Origin of the sequence: Bacillus cereus group sp. BfR-BA-01441 (assembly GCF_022663075.1) — a bacterium.
GTDB lineage: Bacteria > Bacillota > Bacilli > Bacillales > Bacillaceae_G > Bacillus_A > Bacillus_A cereus.
Map to the genome: position 1 here is coordinate 31,920 of NZ_JAKUEU010000018.1, position 16,512 is coordinate 48,431.

Consider the following 16,512-nt stretch of genomic DNA (forward strand, 5'->3'; position numbering starts at 1 on the left):
AAGGTTAGGAAGGGTATACATATACTACAAAGAGATTGACTGAAGATGAATTGTAAGATGTCTATGTTTAGTAGATTAGTCTATCAAAATATACTTTTACTTTAAATAAAAAGGAGCCTGGTATACATGAATGAAATGATGATTAATATTACATTTGATTTAATTTACTTGTTAAGTAGTTCACTTGTAGTGCTTTTACTATTCGCTTTTTTCGTAAATGGTTATGTTAATAAGAAGATTAGTGTATACAGAAATGAAGAAAAATAAAAATACATTATATAAAATTTTAGGAGGTTAATAGTTATGAATGTAGATAGAAAAATAGTAGGTGTTTTTAGAACAATTGATGATGCGGCACTCGTTATTAATGAATTAAATGATAAAGGATACTCAGCAGATAACATTTCAGCTATTGCAAAAGATCAGAAGGAAATTGAACACCTTGAAGAAAAATCGGGTGAAAAAGTGAATAGCGAAACTGCACATAAAGCAGATATCTTTTCAGCAACAGGGCTTGTGGCAGGAGGAGTAGCAGGCGGACTCGGTGGTTTATTAACAGGTCTTGGTATACTTGCCGTTTCTGGAATGGGTCCAATCGTAGCAGCAGGACCGATCGCAGCAGCTATTGGAGGAGCCGGTATTGGCGGGGGAGCTGGAAGTTTAATAGGAGCATTTATAGGGTTAGGAATTCCAGAAGAACATGCTAAAAAGTATGAAGAATATATTTACGATGGCAATATATTAATTTTAGTAGATGCAAAATTAGATGATAAGTTAGAAATCTATAAAATATTTGATAAGCATAATGCCTATAACTCTGATTTCTTTAAATAAAATGTAAACAAAGTGAATATCATTTTTTGATCTTACAACTTTGGCGCGGCCGAGGAGTCGTATGACTATAAGAGAGGAAGGGCTTATAGTAAAAGATCAAGTTCTATTCTGTTATTTAAAAGGGAAGAGGTGTCTATTCGTGATTGTAAAAATATTAAAGGATAGTAGTAATAGTTTCCTTTGCACAGTTCAAAATAAAAATGGAGACCAGTATGTGAAGAAATGGTTTCGTAAACATGAGAACAATGAAAAATTAGGACGACCAACTTTCAAAGAAGTAGAAAAGGACTGGAAAGAAAATAAAGAGTCGTTTATGTATCCTAATGTTAAAGCGCTTTATTAAAATGAAACATAATGCGCGTTTCATTCTTACAAAACTGTCACATTCCTGTAAGGTAATTCAATAGATTAGTTGTTTGTTCCATGTCATAATAAAGACATAAGAAAGCTAATTAAAACTACAACTTATTAGGAGAGTGTCAGTCATGATTGTAACAACAACGTCTGGAATTCAAGGTAAAGAAATTATTGAGTATATCGATATTGTAAATGGTGAAGCTATTATGGGTGCAAATATTGTCCGCGATTTATTCGCTTCTGTTCGTGATGTTGTCGGTGGTCGTGCTGGTTCTTATGAAAGTAAGCTAAAAGAAGCTCGTGATATCGCAATGGACGAAATGAAAGAACTTGCAAAACAAAAAGGTGCGAACGCTATCGTTGGTGTTGACGTAGATTACGAAGTAGTTCGTGATGGAATGTTAATGGTTGCTGTAAGTGGTACAGCTGTACGTATATAAGTAAATAAAAAACAGGCTCACCCCTTGAAGTTTATGCTTTGAGGGGGTTTTTTATTTTTCTTTTGTTCATGACTAAAGTTAAAATAGAGAAGGGCCGATGTACTAGCTCGCTTATTTCAAATGTAGTATATTATTTCTTAAGAAAAAGCAAATAAATGGAAGTTTTTGTATTTAAAGAAGGTGTTAATTTTATGACAAATAATAAAATTGCTATTTGAGGTACGAAGAGAATTAGTGGTATGAATAATTTTAGAAAGTGTATAGTTAATAGAAATAAACGATGGAGTATGTAAAGAGTTATATTACATAAAATTTATTATGAATGGAGGCGGTTACACTATGTTTTGGTTAGGATGTTTTTTAGGATACATTGTAGGTTCTATTATTACATGTGCGCTACTTTACTTTGGATATAGATCCAATGAAAATAAAAAAGCGGATATGCAAAAAGGGGAGGAGAGAAAAATCAATAAAAGAGGTGTATAGTAGGCGAAAGGTAAGGTGATAACATTGATGCAAAAATAAAGGACAGTTACATATTTCATATGATTACTATGTACTGTCCCGCTTATTCCTTTTGGATTAGGAAAAATTGTTTCCTGTCTTGCTGTAAAATTCATAGGCGAAATATCCAAATAAATAGCCTATTCCAGCTCCTAAACTAACTGAAAGCAGGGCGAAGTTCGGGAAAAATATACCGAAAATCAAACCGATCATACAGCCAACAAGCATTCCTATAGGTATTAAACTGTCTAATAACAGTTGAGCCTCTTTTGATTTTTTCTTACCTAATGTGCCGTTGTCATATTTATGTTTAAGCCTTCCAATTACATAGACTACAATTCCCCCGACTATTAAAACAGGCGCAATTGCCGTGAGTAACCACATGTTAGAATCTCCTTTCGCTTTTTTAATTAAATTACATAAGCTACTTAAAATTCTATGCTACTAAATGGATTGATAGTTGAATGTACTCAATTTAATAACTCGTCAAAAACACTTTCCCTTTCGTTTTCTCCGCAGATTGCACAACATCAACTGCTTTTTTCACATCTGCTAAGTCATACGTAGAATGTACCGTCATAAAACACAATTGCTTATTTTCTACTAAACGAATTAAGTGACGAAACGTTTCTTGCCATTTATATGGTGACACTTCATTATTCCAATGTCGTAAATGAAATATGTTTGCGTGTACTTTTGCTCTCGTGACAATCTCGGCCCAGTTCACTTGTATTCCTGATAGAAGACCGATCGTTAAAAAATGCCCGTTTGGACGTAAGGAGAAAGCTAATTCATTTCCATCCGGTCCCCCAATAGAATCAATCGCAGCGTCTGCACCTCTGCCGTTTGTTAATGTCATAACTGTTTCATAAAGCGGGGTAGTGGAAGTATCAATTACATATGTAGCACCAAGGCGCAGTAATTCTTCTGTATGCTTATTATTTCTTGTAACAGCAATGAGTCGGAAGTTTAAAATTTGTGATAACTGCGCAAAAAGGTGACCAATTGCGGATCCACAAGCATTCACTAATAAAACATCATTCCGTTGTAAGTTTAGCGTTTCTGTACAAGTAACCCACGCTGTAAGGGGATTAATATACATTTGTGCCGCTGTAAAATCATCAATGGAATCAGGAATAGGGACTACAAAATCAGCTGATGTCTTCACATATTCTTGCCAAGTACCTTCCCCGCGTAACGGTAACACACGTTTACCGATAAGCTCTCTAGAAACAAAAGCTCCTACATCTTCTACAATACCAACACCTTCATAACCAGGTATGTTAGGTAAAGGGATTCTATGTGCGTATGCTCCAGTGATGGGAATTAAGTCAGATGGATTAATTGGTCTAACTAGCATATGAACGAAAACTTCATTATCTTTTAGTGGTTCTATATTTTTATATTCAACTTGTAATACGTCTTTTGGATTGCCAAACTTATGAAATTGAATGCATGTTTCAAGCAAAGTAATTTGCCCCCTTAGTTTCATTGGATTTATTATAGCATTTTTAGTTTGGGTGGTTATTTTGTTAGTGATAAAAAGGGTTTTTAATTTACGTATTTATCAGAATTTTATAAAATGTGTATATAACTATAAAATGGGGGGATTTCTTCATGTGTACTAGTTTGACGTTACAAACTAAAAATTTCCAACATCTTTTTGCGAGAACAATGGATTTCACATTAGATATGAATCAGGAAGTAATAATCATTCCTCGGCGTTATCAGTGGAACAATATAACTGGTGAAACAATCCGAACGAAAAAGGCTGTTGTCGGAATGGGAATTAATTTTGGAGGAAGGGTCATGATGGCAGATGGAGTAAATGAAGCTGGTATGACATGTGCAACTCTCTATTTCCCAGGATTCGCTACTTATAGTAGTCATGTAGATAGCAATAAAACGAATGTAGCACCATTTGATTTTGTGACTTGGAGCCTCACGCAGTTCAATTCTGTTGAAGAATTAAGAAAATCTATTGATAGCATTGCCTTTATAGATGTGCCATTACCAATTTTAGGGGTTACTCCACCGCTACATTGGATTTTAGCAGATAAATCGGGAGAATGTATTGTACTTGAGCCGACAGCTGATGGAATAAAAGTGTATGACAATCCAATAGGAGTGATGACTAATAGTCCGGAGTTTAGTTGGCATTTACAAAATTTAAGACAATATATTGGTCTTAAATCGCAGCCATTTGCGCCAACGGAGTGGGGCGATGTACCATTAAGTGCTTTTGGCCAAGGTTCAGGATCGATGGGACTTCCTGGAGATTTCACACCGCCATCAAGATTTGTACGGGCAGCGTATGGCAAACAAAACATTCAAGGTATAGAGAACGAAGAAGAGGGTATATCGGCTATTTTTCATATTTTATCGAATTGTGAGGTTCCTAAGGGGGCAGTAATAACAGAAGACGGTATATTAGATAATACGATCTATACAAGTGCAATGTGTATGGAGTCTGGAACATATTATTACCATACTTACGATTGTAGACAAATTATAGCCATTCATTTATTCAATGAAGATTTAGATACAGCTGAGATTAAAACGTATCCGTTTCAGCGGAAGCAAAAAATCTTTTATGAAAACTGAAGCGCCCCTGAAAAAGTGAGACTAATAAAAACACCTCCATTTAATTTGCATACTTAGTATGCGAATTTAGGAGGTGTTTTCTATCATTTACCAATATTCAGGTTTACTTCTTGCTATTCTATTAAGCCGAAGCTCTCTTCATTCTCTCAAGTAAACTAGACAACACATGCGTACGATAAGATTCTAGTTTTTTACCTTCATAAGTACGGATACCTAATTTTTTAAGTTCTTTTACATACCAACCTTTGCTTCCGAAATACATGTGATCGCTCCCCTTCAACTTTGTTTTTATTTATCCTGATTGCATATGGAGGTACAGGAATTATAATGAAGGAAATGAATTTCGCGCGAAAATGGTTAACTTTGTTGCAAAAGACATATATACTAAAGATAGTATACAACGAGGTGGACAAGACGTGATTATAGAGAAGCACGAAATTCAAATTGACCAAATTACTAGCGGTAAAGTGAATATCTTTACTTTCTATAGAAATAGAAAGCAAATTGATGATCATTTTTTACGATTGCAAGAACCATCGCTTACAGCAAACTACTTCTTCCATTTTCATTTTGATGCAGAGAGCTTGCATCTACTTCAGAAAGAGTTTCCGAGCGTATATCCGTACGACGGTAGTGAAACGATTCACGACTGGACGGAAAAGATGAAAGCTGAATTGCAACATCAGATCCAAACAGGAAAATGGAATAAACGCGTACGTATCGGTAATCGCATTCTAGATGTGGTGTTTACGTGGTGTGACGAAGATATAGTAGAGTGAAAAAGAAGCGGATGACGCTTCTTTTTTTTAGCGCTGGAATAAAACGAGCTTACCTGCAGTAGATGTACAGCGATGTGTTTTTTCATACAATCCTTTTTCTTGTAAGATAGATTCACCTTTTGCTTTTGCTTCTTTTTCAGTTGCCGCCTCGAATGATTCGTCTAATGCTTTTGAACCATCTTTTTCAAAGACTGTTAGAACGTATACTCCCATGAAAATTCCCTCCAATAATCAAAATCAGAATCTTATAATTATTTTGACATAAAACGCTACAATATGCAAAGAAATATATGACATTGCGTGGTAAAATAGAATGAAACTTTACTCATCGAGAATATTTTTATTCTCGATGAGTATTAGTTTTCAGCGATGTTAATTTTAATAAAATGAAACTTTTGAAAGATAGAAAGGATCGTTATTTGTGAAACAAGTAAAGTTTATACATGCGGCTGATTTGCATTTGGATAGTCCGTTTAAAGGGATGGAGATGAATATACCGCAGTCTGTTTGGGAGAGAATGAAGCAAAGTACGTTTGAATCATTTGAGCGTATTGTTGATAAAGCGATTCAAGAGCGCGTTGATTTCGTATTACTAGCTGGGGATTTGTATGATGCGGAGACGAGAAGTTTGAGGGCGCAAGTGTTTGTGCGTGAGCAAATGAAGAGACTTTCGCAGTACGATATCCCTGTTTTTATTATTCACGGTAACCATGATCATTTAGGGGGAAGCTGGGCAGCAATTGAGTTTCCGGAAAATGTTCATGTATTTACTGAGCCTTATGTAGAAGAGAAATCATTTTATAAAAATGGTGAGCTATTAGCTTCTATTTATGGTTTTAGTTATTTGCAGCAAGCGGTAACAGATAATATGACAGCGCAGTATACGAAAATGAGTGATGCGCCTTTTCATATTGGCATGCTTCACGGAAGTGTGGAAGGAGATGCAGAGCATAATCGCTATGCACCGTTTCAAATTCGTGAGTTGAAAGAAAAACAGTTTGATTATTGGGCTCTTGGCCATATACATAAACGTGAAATTTTATCAGAAGAATCATGCATTATTTATCCAGGGAACATACAAGGTCGTCATCGTAAGGAAACAGGCGAGAAGGGTGCGTACCTTATTGAACTTACGAAACAAGGAACGCAGTGTTCATTTTTCCATACGGCAGATGTTGTATGGGATGAAATCGAAGTTTGTATTGATAGACTTGAAACTGTTGATGAACTTATGACGAGCCTATCTACTGCGATGAATGAATGCCGAAGAGAAGAGGAAGGTACGCTATTAACTGTCGTATTCACAGGACAAGGCTCACTTTCCCCTTATTTGCGTGACGAAAAGCGCGTGGAAGAGATTTTTCACATTTTAGCATCTAGCGAAGAGCGAAAAGATTTTGTATATGCGATGAAGTGGAAAAATGAGACGGTTTCTTTTGCGGAAATCGAACGTTTGAAAGCGGAAAATCATTTCATAGGTAGTGTGCTAAAGGAGTTAGAAGCTTTCAGCAATATGGACGGAGTATTGCGCACTATTTGGACATCTCCTGTAGCGCGTAATAGTATTGAATCTTTTACAGAAGAAGAGAAGAAAGAGATTCAAAAGGAAGCAGAAAATATTATTTTAGAGCAATTATTCCAGCAAGAGAGGGATAAAAAATGAGAATTGAAAAACTCCATATTTATGGGTACGGAAAATTAGAAAATGTGGAAATGGATCTTTCCTTGCTGACGGTGTTATACGGTGAAAATGAAGCGGGGAAATCGACAATTCGCTCATTTATGAAAAGTATTTTGTTCGGTTTTCCGACGAGAGGACAGCGCCGTTATGAGCCGAAAGAAGGCGGGAAGTATGGCGGCGCGATGACTGTGCAAACAGAGCAGTACGGTCGTTTGAAAATTGAGCGATTGCCAAAGACGGCAGCTGGCGAGGTGACCGTTTATTTTGAAGACGGGAAAACGGGCGGAGAAGAAATTTTAAACGATATATTAAGCGGGATGAATGAAAGTTTATTTGAATCTGTCTTTTCATTTGATATGCATGGTCTTCAAAATATTCATCAGCTAGGCGAAGCGGATATTGGCAATTATTTATTTTCGGCAAGTGCAGTCGGAAGTGATGCGCTATTGCAGTTAGATAAAAAGCTAGAAAAAGAAATGGATCAGCGCTTTAAGCCGAGCGGGCGTAAACCAGAAATTAACGTGTCATTGCAAGAGATGAAGAAACTTGAAGAGAAGATGAAAGAGTGGCAAGGAAAAATTGGCACGTATGAAAAACAAGTAGAGCAGTTAAAAGAAAGTGAAGAGAAGCTTGCTTCTGTTCGCGTGGAGAAAGAGAGTGCAGAAAAAAGAAAGCAAGATTATGAAATATTAGCAGCGCTTGAGCCACTCGTTATTGAAAAACGTGCGCATGAGAAAGTGTTAGAGAACGAGAGCGGGCAGTTTCCTGTAAACGGAATGGCGCGTTATGAAGCAATGAAGGCGAAGATGGAGCCGCTTCAATTACAAGTTGATTCGCTCCACAAGAAAATTGAGACAGTGCAATCGGAAATTGCCTCGATTCAAATAGATGAAGAGTTTTTACAAAAAGAAAGTTATGTAGAAGAACTTCGTATGCAGCATATGTCTTACGAAAATGCACGCCAAGAAATGCGTGATATGAGCGGGAATATTACGAATATAAAAGAAGAAATCGCAGAACTAGAACAGCAAATTGGTACTACTTTTGAAAAGGAAACAGTTCTTTCATTTGATATGAGTTTGGCAACGAAAGAGTTAATTACGCAAACAGTGCAAAAGGCGCGCGAATTAGAAACGCAAAAAGCACAGCTCGATGATCGTTTTAAAGTAGCGCAAGAGCAATTAGAAGAACAAGAAGAAAATATAAGACAGATTAAGAAACAAATGTTAGTGGATGAAGAGAGAAATGTGTTAGTTGAGAAAGAGAAAGCGTTCCAAGATGCGGCGTTTATCGGTATGGGCGCAGAGAGAATGAAGCGCAAGTATGAGGAAAAAGCAGGAGTAGCTAAGCAAAAGAAAAAGCAGTGGCAAAGGGTTTGTCTTCTGTTACTTCTTATTAACACAGGCGTTTTATTCACAAGCTTATTTATAGATAACCGAGCGCTCTTATTTATTAGTGTCATTGTTTTTGTAGGGATTGTTCTCGCCCTTGTTTTATATAAAGATCCATCAAATGGATTACAAGAAGAGCTCCTTACACTTCAGCAAAGTGCCGGCGGGAGACAAAGTGAAGAAGCGATGTCTGTTCGCTATCAGTTAGAAAAAGATGAAGAGATACGTAAATTATTTGAGCGCGAGTCTTATAAGTTACAGCAGTTGGAACGAGCGTATGATAAAGTCGTTTCATCGTATGAGGAATGGGAGAGAGAAACGTTCCAGGCGGGAGAACAAGTCGATGCATATAAAGCGCGCTATATGTTTCCTGAATTTTATACGTATGCACACATATTGCCGGCGTTTGAGCGTATGGAAAAAATGCAGCAATTATATCGTGAATTAGAGAAACAAGGCACGCGAAAATCTTCATTATATGAAATGATTTCGCAATTTGAACATAAACTAGAAACTGTTATCGGTAGTGCGGAGTATAGTAAGCTACACGAGGCACAAAGCCGTATGCAAAATGAGAAAGAGAAGCGCCAAACTTGTAAGCAGTTAAAAGAAAAACTGGCGGAATGGCAAGAAGAATATGAGTTTATGCAAGAACAATTAAAGCAATTACTAATAGAACGAGATGGTTTATGGCATATTGCAGCGTCTACAGATGAAGAGATGTTTTTAGAAGCGGGTAAACTAGCGGAAAAACGTGAAGATGCAGAGAAACAAGTGGGGCGTTTATTACCGCAAATTGATCTGTTAGAACAGCGTTTAACGAGTTTATCATTAGCTGAACATTACGAAGCTGACGGTTATGACGGAAAATTAAAGCAAGAACTGACAGTCGTGCAAAACTGTCTGGCACAAGAGAAAGAACTGACAGAGCGTATTGCGAAACATCGTATGGAAATTGCGAATTTAGAAGAAGGTAGTACGTACGGCGATTTAATGCATGAATGGGAAATGAAAAAAGCGCAAGTGCGTGAACAAGTGAAGAAGTGGGCTGCTTATGCGGCCGCAAAAACGGTGTTAACGAAAACGAAGCAATATTATCATGAAGTACATCTTCCTCGTATTTTACAAAAGTCAGAAGAGTATTTCGTCTATTTAACAGGCGGACGATATAGTAAAATCTTTTCACCGTCAGAGTCAGAGCCGTTTATTGTAGAGCGTAACGATGGTATGCGTTTTTACAGTCATGAACTAAGCCAAGCGACAGCGGAGCAGTTATATTTATCGCTGAGATTTGCACTAGCAAAAACATTTGAGCATGATTATCCATTTATTATTGATGATAGTTTCGTGCACTTTGACGCGGTAAGGACGAATCGAACGATTGAACTTATAAAGGAAATTGCAAAGGATAGACAAGTCATATTTTTTACATGTCATGCGCATTTACTCGCGTATTTTACAGAAAAACAGATTATAAAATTAACACATATGCGTAAAGAAAATGAGTTGTAGTGTGCTATACTAAAAGTAACTGATTTGGTGGAGGAATTCGAATGAAAAAGAAAATTGCAGAGTATGAAGTTGGTGAACAAGTCGATATTTTCTTGTTAATTAAAACAGCGACAAAAGGTATCGCAAGCAATGGAAAGCCATTTTTAACAGTAATCTTACAAGATCCAAGTGGAGATATTGAAGCAAAATTGTGGGACGTATCACCAGAAGTTGAGAAACAATATGTAGCGGAAACAATCGTGAAAGTAGCTGGAGATATTTTAAACTACAAAGGACGTATTCAATTACGTGTGAAACAAATCCGTGTTGCGAATGAAAATGAAGTAACAGACATCTCAGACTTCGTAGAAAAAGCACCAGTGAAAAAAGAAGATATGGTTGAGAAAATTACGCAATACATATTTGAAATGAGAAACCCGAACATTCAACGTCTAACAAGACATTTATTAAATAAGCATCAAAACGAATTTTTAGACTATCCAGCAGCGACAAAGAACCATCACGAGTTCGTATCTGGACTAGCTTATCACGTCGTATCAATGCTTGATTTAGCGAAAGCTATCTCAAATCTATACCCATCGTTAGATAAAGACTTACTATATGCAGGCGTTATTTTACATGACCTTGGTAAAGTAATCGAACTATCTGGCCCAATTTCTACAACGTATACGTTAGAAGGAAATTTACTAGGCCACATTTCGATTATGGTGAACGAAATTGGTAAAGCGGCAGACGAATTGCAAATCGATGCAGAAGAAGTATTAATTCTTCAACACATCGTCCTTTCTCACCACGGAAAAGCAGAATGGGGTAGTCCAAAACCACCATTAGTAAAAGAAGCAGAAATTCTGCATTACATCGATAACTTAGATGCAAAAATGAACATGATGGACCGCGCATTAGGACGCACAAAACCAGGCGAATATACAGAGCGTGTCTTTGCGCTTGATAATCGTTCGTTTTATAAACCGTCGTTCCATAATTAATAGTGTGAATAAAGTGGCCTCATTAAGTTTTAAAAGCTTAGTGAGGCTATTTTTATAGGAAGTAAATAGTATGATACAAAAAATATCTCGAATTTGAGATAAATCTCTTGCTTTTTAATCACTTGAGGTGTAAAGTGATAGTAACGAAAGCGATTGAGTCATATGAAAAACATACACTCAGTTGTTTTCGATTAAAAACAAAGTAACTTATACAGTAAAAACTAAGATGAATTTACAAAAACATAATTAAGAATAAATTGAAAAGCTAAAAACCATATTAGTTGTGGGAAATGTTATTTTTTTAGTTATCACTTGACTAGTAAAACGAAACGGAGGAATAACCAATGTATGAAATTAAAGGGCATCATCACATTTCAATGGTTACGAAAAATGCAAATGAAAATAATCAATTTTATAAAAACGTGCTTGGCTTACGTCGTGTGAAAATGACAGTAAACCAAGATGATCCGTCAATGTACCACTTATTTTATGGAGATAAAACAGGAAGTCCAGGTACAGAATTATCATTTTTTGAAATTCCATTAGTAGGAAGAACATATCGCGGTACGAATGCGATTACTCGAATTGGATTACTCGTTCCTTCAGAGGAAAGCTTACATTACTGGAAAGAACGATTTGAGAAATTTGATGTGAAACATAGTGCAATAACAACATATGCAAATCGTCCTGCTTTACAATTTGAGGATGCTGAAGGTCTTCGCTTAGTACTACTCGTTTCAAACGGGGAAAAAGTGGAGCACTGGGAAACTTGGGAGAAATCAGAAGTTCCTGCAAAGCATCAAATTCAAGGAATGGGTTCTGTAGAAATGACAGTGCGTAGACTTGATAAAATGGCGAGTACACTTACAGAGATGTTCGGTTATACAGAGGTTAGCCGAAATGATCAAGAAGCAATTTTCCAGTCCATTAAAGGAGAGGTTTTTGGAGAAATCGTTGTGAAATATTTAGATGGTCCTACTGAAAAGCCGGGCCGAGGGAGCATTCACCATTTAGCAATTCGCGTGAAAAACGATGCAGAGCTTGCTTATTGGGAAGAACAGGTGAAACAAAGAGGCTTCCATTCTTCAGGAATCATCGACCGTTTCTATTTTAAAAGCTTATATTTCCGCGAATCAAACGGAATCCTATTTGAAATTGCGACAGATGGACCAGGATTTACAGTTGATGGAGATGTGGAACATTTAGGAGAAAAACTTGATTTACCACCATTCTTAGAAGGTCAGCGTGCAGAAATTGAAGCGAATTTAGCACCGATTGAAGAGAAGTAATAGAAGAAAATATACAACTTTAACATATAAATGAAACCCCATTGGAGGAATATAAAATGAACCAATTAAAAGGAATTCACCACGTTACAGCGATTACAAGTAGTGCAGAAAAAAACTATGAGTTTTTTACTCACGTTTTAGGAATGCGTTTAGTTAAGAAAACAGTAAACCAAGATGACATTCAAACGTATCATTTATTCTTTGCAGATGATAAAGGTAGTGCAGGAACAGATATGACATTCTTTGACTTCCCAGGTATTCCAAAAGGAGTACACGGTACGAATGAAATTTCAAAAACTTCATTTCGCGTTCCGACCGATGCAGCATTAGAGTATTGGGTGAAACGTTTTGACCGTCTTGAAGTAGAACATACAGGAATTAAAGAGCAATTTGGTAAGAAAACTCTTTCTTTCGTTGACTTTGATGATCAACACTATCAATTAATCTCAGATGAACTTGATAAAGGAATCGAATCAGGTACACCATGGCAAAACGGACCAGTACCATTAGAATACGCAATTACTGGTTTAGGACCTGTATTCATCCGTATCGCAAACTTTAGTTTCTTTAAAGAAGTGTTAGAAAAAGTTTTATTATTTAAAGAGGTTGCGCAAGAAGGAGAATTCTATTTATTTGAAGTGAATAAAGGCGGAAACGGTGCATCTGTCATCGTAGAACATAATACGGTTCTTCCTGAAGCACAACAAGGTTTTGGTACAGTGCACCATGTGGCATTCCGCGTAGAAGATCGCGCTGTATTAGAAGAATGGATTGAGAGAATCAGTAGCGTTGGACTTCCTTCATCTGGTTATGTAGACCGTCATTTCTTTGAATCATTATATGCAAGAGTTGCACCACAAATTTTATTTGAATTTGCAACAGATGGCCCAGGATTTATGGGAGATGAGCCATACGAAACACTTGGCGAGAAATTATCTTTACCTCCATTCCTAGAGCCAAAACGTGAAGAAATTGAAAAATTAGTTCGTCCAATTGATACAGTAAGAAGCACGAAGGAATTTATTAAAGAGTAAAAATAGAGCAAGTAGTTTTAGCGGAGTGCTGGAACTGCTTGCTTTTTTATTTATTCTAGTAAGTTTTCTGACAATTGTTTCTCAAGTTATTAAAAAGGAAAACTTTGGTATAATTAATTAAAATATTAAATTTTCTGATAATTATTTTTCAATGCATAGAAAAGGAGTGGTAATATACAATTTTGATAATTGTATAAAAATACTAATTTTGGAGAAAAGGGGATGCGGAGTGTATGGGAGCAGATGTAGTAACGCGGGAGCAAATGAAACATTCTTTAGATGATTGGTATCGTGTAATGTTGCAGCAAAATATAGAGAAAGCTACGGAAATGAAAGAGGAGATTGAAAGTAAGATTAGTGGTTTGGACGTGGATCAGGATGTATTGCTTTATCATTCGTTGTTGAATTTTAGATATGATGCATTAGTGGATTGGATTGGGGTTAGAGAAGATAGTTTTGATAAAGTGGAATCTTTTGAAATCCCGGCAGAAGGTGTTCTAGCTTATTACTATCACTTTTTTAAAGGGTTTCATTGCACATTAATTTCAAATTATAACGAAGCGAAAGAACAGTATGAGCAAGCTGAGAAGTTATTGAAATATATTGCAGATCCGATAGAACATGCGGAGTTTAATTATCGGATGGGGAATTTCTATTATCAAAAATATGACCAAGTTCATGCAATAGATTACTTGAATAGGGCAAAAGCAGCATTTTTACAATATCCAGGTTATGAAATAAAAGTAGGATTATGTGAAAATGCTTTTGGACTATGTTGTGTAGACATAGATCACTATGAATTAGCGGAAGAAAACTTTAATTCTGCTATGGAAGTATTGCAAAAAGCAGATCAAAAAAAATATATGCTAATGGTTCGGCATAATTTAGCTTGGCTTTATGCTAGTCAAAATCTTTCAGAATTAGCGATTCGTCATATATCTGAGGTGACCAAAAACTACCCAGAACACTTTAAAGCCTTATTTGTAGAAGCGCGTGAACATTACAAATTAGGACAATATAATTTAGCGAATCCAATCGTTGAAAAAGGTTTAAATATTTGTGTTGATTTAGGAGAAAAAGAATTTCAACATCGGTTTAAAATTTTGAAAGAACTCAATGGAAAATCTTCAGTATCAATTATTGAAGATGTAATTTTAGAAGGACTTTCTTATTTTGAGAGAGAAAGATTATGGGATTGTATTCAAGAATACACTGAAATTTTAGCGCTGAAATTTTATGAATTTGATGATCATGTTAAGGCAAGTAAATATTTTTATATGAATAATAAGGCTCAAAAAAATATATTGGAAAAGGGAGCGTTAAAATAATGAAGAAATTTCGTTTGGCTATTGTTGGGACTGCATTAGTAGGGGTATTATCAATTGGGTTCAATAGTTCTTTTACAAATCAAGCTGTAAATATTGGTGACACAGGAGGGGCACCAGCAAGACCAGACTACGTTAATATTGGTGACACAGGAGGAGCACCAGCAAGACCAGACTACATTAACATTGGCGACACAGGCGGAGCACCAGCAGATAATAAAGGCGACGGCGGAGTAAGCCAACTATAATAACAAAGAAAGGGACTTCAACATGAAGTCCCTTTTTCTATTTTCAGGCCATGTAGAGAAAAGAATTGACTTACTTTAAATGTGTAACTATAATAGTTACAGAATAACCATTAGTAATAGAAATGAGTTATATTTTTTTAGTATAATTGTAACTGTTTTAGTTACAATTAAAAAAGAGAACATAAAATAACCAAAAAATGTAAAAACTTTTAAATAGCAACAAGAGAAAGGAGACGGGAACTTTGAAACGGTTTAAGTTTTATATGATTAGCGGTATTGTGCTCGTTTTGTTAATTGTTTGTAACTTCGTTGATAAGCCGATTGCGAAGGTTGGAGAAGTGAAAGATACTGTTATGATGAAGCTGAATACGAAAGAGAGTATGGCGCAAATTGATGGGCAGACGATTTATTTTAAACAAATTGGTGAGGGGAAACCTCCTTTACTTATGTTGCATGGGTTTGGTGGTTCTTCTGATGGGTTTAGTGATATTTATCCGGAACTAGTGCGAGATCATACGATTATTGCGGTTGATATTTTAGGGTTTGGGCGTTCTTCTAAGCCGGTTGATTTTCAGTATTCGTTTCCTGCGCAAGTGAATTTATATTATAAGTTAATGAAGAAGCTCGGATACGATCAGTTTGCGGTGCTCGGCCATTCGATGGGCGGAGAGATGTCCCTTAATTTAGCGTATTTATATCCGGATGCAGTGACGCATCTCATCTTGGCGGATGCTACAGGGATAGAGTCTTTCCAACAAAAAGAAAGTTATGAAGTACCACCGCTATCGACGGACTTACAAACTGTAACTGAGATTACGAAGTATAATAAAAGTGAAGTGAAAAATAGTCGTGATGATAAAGAGCATTATGATCAGCTTACGAAAATGAGAGAGCGCCGCATTGCGATGGAAGCTGATAAAATTAAGGTACCGACTTTAATTGTATGGGGACGACACGATAAAAGTGTTTCTTGGAAAAATGGTGAACTGTATCATGAGCTATTTGCGAATAGCACGTTCCACATTATTGAAAAAGGATACCACGCACCGTTTCGTCAAGAACCAATTGAGTTTATGGAATATGTACAAGCATTTTTCGCGAAGCATCCACAATAAAAATTTTAAGCATAAATCCACTTCTTTCCTCATAAAGTGAAACTAATAAGGCTTGTCTAAGGAAAGGAATGAAGTAGAGTGGAAACTTTACCATGGTGGGTGTATCTTGTAATTGTTGGGATTGTACTAAGTGGCTACATGGTTTTATATACTTCGAAAAAAGAGCAAGATATGGATAATGAGTTTATCGAAAAAGAAGGCGAAGTATATATGAAGCGCTTAGAAGAAGAGCGCGAGAAACGTAATCAGGATAGTGATAAGGATTCTGTATTGCTTTAATAGAAATTTTGAAAGGTTACCACCTAGTAGGATTTTACATCTCGGTGGTAGCTTTTTTTCTTCTGCGGGAGCAGTATATGTTCATCAAGCTAAGGTTATATTAGTTTAATTTTACATGTATAAGAGAGTCATCA

At 36.2% G+C, this 16,512-nt stretch carries 20 protein-coding genes; 16 read left to right on the plus strand and 4 right to left on the minus strand.

What is annotated here, in order from left to right; genetic code table 11:
• The first annotated feature begins 126 nt into the window (after positions 1–126).
• The 5 genes from MR107_RS10285 (at position 127) to MR107_RS10305 (ending at position 2,117) form a co-directional block, all read left to right on the plus strand.
• Entirely contained in the window at positions 127–267 is a 141-nt protein-coding gene (locus MR107_RS10285; RefSeq protein WP_001004571.1) for a hypothetical protein, read from the plus strand.
• A 36-nt stretch (positions 268–303) separates the two neighbouring features.
• Positions 304–834: a general stress protein gene (locus tag MR107_RS10290; protein ID WP_016513868.1), complete on the plus strand. Its 531-nt coding sequence runs from the start codon at positions 304–306 to the stop codon at positions 832–834.
• Between the two features lie 139 nt (positions 835–973).
• Positions 974–1,177, plus strand: a complete 204-nt coding sequence (locus MR107_RS10295; protein WP_002023439.1) for a DUF4028 family protein — start codon at positions 974–976, stop codon at positions 1,175–1,177.
• A gap of 142 nt (positions 1,178–1,319) precedes the next feature.
• Entirely contained in the window at positions 1,320–1,631 is a 312-nt protein-coding gene (locus tag MR107_RS10300; RefSeq protein WP_000637511.1) for a YbjQ family protein, read from the plus strand.
• 339 nt (positions 1,632–1,970) lie between these two features.
• On the plus strand, positions 1,971–2,117 hold the full coding sequence (locus tag MR107_RS10305; protein WP_000498628.1) for a hypothetical protein: 147 nt from the start codon (positions 1,971–1,973) through the stop codon (positions 2,115–2,117).
• Between the two features lie 96 nt (positions 2,118–2,213).
• On the opposite strand, the gene MR107_RS10310 is transcribed toward MR107_RS10305, so the two are convergent.
• Positions 2,214–2,519, minus strand: a complete 306-nt coding sequence (locus MR107_RS10310; RefSeq protein WP_000266566.1) for a hypothetical protein — start codon at positions 2,517–2,519, stop codon at positions 2,214–2,216.
• A gap of 91 nt (positions 2,520–2,610) precedes the next feature.
• A complete protein-coding gene (locus MR107_RS10315; protein ID WP_242245265.1) occupies positions 2,611–3,603 on the minus strand; it encodes a zinc-dependent alcohol dehydrogenase family protein in 993 nt (330 codons plus the stop codon).
• A gap of 149 nt (positions 3,604–3,752) precedes the next feature.
• Between MR107_RS10315 and bsh the strand changes: the two genes are divergently transcribed.
• Positions 3,753–4,739, plus strand: a complete 987-nt coding sequence (bsh, locus tag MR107_RS10320; protein ID WP_000337598.1) for a choloylglycine hydrolase — start codon at positions 3,753–3,755, stop codon at positions 4,737–4,739.
• Between the two features lie 121 nt (positions 4,740–4,860).
• On the opposite strand, the gene MR107_RS10325 is transcribed toward bsh, so the two are convergent.
• On the minus strand, positions 4,861–5,001 hold the full coding sequence (locus tag MR107_RS10325) for a YflJ family protein (RefSeq protein WP_000273537.1): 141 nt from the start codon (positions 4,999–5,001) through the stop codon (positions 4,861–4,863).
• 154 nt (positions 5,002–5,155) lie between these two features.
• On the opposite strand from MR107_RS10325, the gene MR107_RS10330 reads away from it, so the two are divergent.
• On the plus strand, positions 5,156–5,518 hold the full coding sequence (locus tag MR107_RS10330) for a hypothetical protein (protein WP_000582785.1): 363 nt from the start codon (positions 5,156–5,158) through the stop codon (positions 5,516–5,518).
• Between the two features lie 27 nt (positions 5,519–5,545).
• Here MR107_RS10330 and MR107_RS10335 read toward each other — a convergent pair whose 3' ends face one another.
• Positions 5,546–5,731, minus strand: a complete 186-nt coding sequence (locus tag MR107_RS10335; RefSeq protein ID WP_000539552.1) for a YhzD family protein — start codon at positions 5,729–5,731, stop codon at positions 5,546–5,548.
• Between the two features lie 208 nt (positions 5,732–5,939).
• Here MR107_RS10335 and MR107_RS10340 point away from each other — a divergent pair, with 208 nt between their 5' ends.
• The 9 genes from MR107_RS10340 (at position 5,940) to MR107_RS10380 (ending at position 16,378) form a co-directional block, all read left to right on the plus strand.
• A complete protein-coding gene (locus MR107_RS10340) occupies positions 5,940–7,181 on the plus strand; it encodes a metallophosphoesterase family protein (RefSeq protein WP_242292338.1) in 1,242 nt (413 codons plus the stop codon).
• The gene (locus MR107_RS10345) at positions 7,178–10,102 is read left to right on the plus strand and encodes an ATP-binding protein (protein WP_242292339.1); all 2,925 of its coding nucleotides are present in this window, start codon (positions 7,178–7,180) and stop codon (positions 10,100–10,102) included. The genes MR107_RS10340 and MR107_RS10345 overlap by 4 nt, the downstream gene beginning before the upstream one ends.
• Before the next feature lie 41 nt (positions 10,103–10,143).
• The gene (yhaM, locus tag MR107_RS10350; protein WP_000726638.1) at positions 10,144–11,088 is read left to right on the plus strand and encodes a 3'-5' exoribonuclease YhaM; all 945 of its coding nucleotides are present in this window, start codon (positions 10,144–10,146) and stop codon (positions 11,086–11,088) included.
• A 344-nt stretch (positions 11,089–11,432) separates the two neighbouring features.
• A complete protein-coding gene (locus tag MR107_RS10355) occupies positions 11,433–12,377 on the plus strand; it encodes a ring-cleaving dioxygenase (protein ID WP_000272988.1) in 945 nt (314 codons plus the stop codon).
• 56 nt (positions 12,378–12,433) lie between these two features.
• Complete coding sequence (locus tag MR107_RS10360) at positions 12,434–13,411, plus strand: ring-cleaving dioxygenase (RefSeq protein ID WP_001072552.1); 978 nt, start codon at positions 12,434–12,436, stop codon at positions 13,409–13,411.
• A 233-nt stretch (positions 13,412–13,644) separates the two neighbouring features.
• Positions 13,645–14,739 carry a response regulator aspartate phosphatase gene (locus tag MR107_RS10365; protein ID WP_242292340.1) on the plus strand — a complete coding sequence of 365 codons (1,095 nt, stop codon included), beginning with the start codon at positions 13,645–13,647 and terminating at the stop codon, positions 14,737–14,739.
• On the plus strand, positions 14,739–14,984 hold the full coding sequence (locus tag MR107_RS10370; RefSeq protein WP_000714514.1) for a Phr family secreted Rap phosphatase inhibitor: 246 nt from the start codon (positions 14,739–14,741) through the stop codon (positions 14,982–14,984). Before MR107_RS10365 ends, MR107_RS10370 begins: the two co-directional genes overlap by 1 nt.
• A gap of 242 nt (positions 14,985–15,226) precedes the next feature.
• Positions 15,227–16,099, plus strand: coding sequence for an alpha/beta fold hydrolase (locus tag MR107_RS10375; protein WP_242292341.1), 873 nt, complete (start codon positions 15,227–15,229; stop codon positions 16,097–16,099).
• Between the two features lie 78 nt (positions 16,100–16,177).
• Positions 16,178–16,378 carry a sporulation YhaL family protein gene (locus MR107_RS10380; RefSeq protein WP_000449223.1) on the plus strand — a complete coding sequence of 67 codons (201 nt, stop codon included), beginning with the start codon at positions 16,178–16,180 and terminating at the stop codon, positions 16,376–16,378.
• Positions 16,379–16,512: the final 134 nt, after the last annotated feature.

Excerpts from the sequence above, each read along its gene's own strand:
- MR107_RS10325 (WP_000273537.1), bottom strand. The coding sequence starts at position 5,001 with ATGTATTTCGGAAGCAAAGGTTGGTATGTAAAAGAACTTAAAAAATTA.
- MR107_RS10305 (WP_000498628.1), top strand. The coding sequence starts at position 1,971 with ATGTTTTGGTTAGGATGTTTTTTAGGATACATTGTAGGTTCTATTATT.
- MR107_RS10365 (WP_242292340.1), top strand. The coding sequence starts at position 13,645 with ATGGGAGCAGATGTAGTAACGCGGGAGCAAATGAAACATTCTTTAGAT.
- MR107_RS10355 (WP_000272988.1), top strand. The coding sequence starts at position 11,433 with ATGTATGAAATTAAAGGGCATCATCACATTTCAATGGTTACGAAAAAT.
- bsh (WP_000337598.1), top strand. The coding sequence starts at position 3,753 with ATGTGTACTAGTTTGACGTTACAAACTAAAAATTTCCAACATCTTTTT.
- yhaM (WP_000726638.1), top strand. The coding sequence starts at position 10,144 with ATGAAAAAGAAAATTGCAGAGTATGAAGTTGGTGAACAAGTCGATATT.
- MR107_RS10300 (WP_000637511.1), top strand. The coding sequence starts at position 1,320 with ATGATTGTAACAACAACGTCTGGAATTCAAGGTAAAGAAATTATTGAG.
- MR107_RS10370 (WP_000714514.1), top strand. The coding sequence starts at position 14,739 with ATGAAGAAATTTCGTTTGGCTATTGTTGGGACTGCATTAGTAGGGGTA.
- MR107_RS10290 (WP_016513868.1), top strand. The coding sequence starts at position 304 with ATGAATGTAGATAGAAAAATAGTAGGTGTTTTTAGAACAATTGATGAT.
- MR107_RS10335 (WP_000539552.1), bottom strand. The coding sequence starts at position 5,731 with ATGGGAGTATACGTTCTAACAGTCTTTGAAAAAGATGGTTCAAAAGCA.
- MR107_RS10345 (WP_242292339.1), top strand. The coding sequence starts at position 7,178 with ATGAGAATTGAAAAACTCCATATTTATGGGTACGGAAAATTAGAAAAT.
- MR107_RS10360 (WP_001072552.1), top strand. The coding sequence starts at position 12,434 with ATGAACCAATTAAAAGGAATTCACCACGTTACAGCGATTACAAGTAGT.
- MR107_RS10285 (WP_001004571.1), top strand. The coding sequence starts at position 127 with ATGAATGAAATGATGATTAATATTACATTTGATTTAATTTACTTGTTA.
- MR107_RS10310 (WP_000266566.1), bottom strand. The coding sequence starts at position 2,519 with ATGTGGTTACTCACGGCAATTGCGCCTGTTTTAATAGTCGGGGGAATT.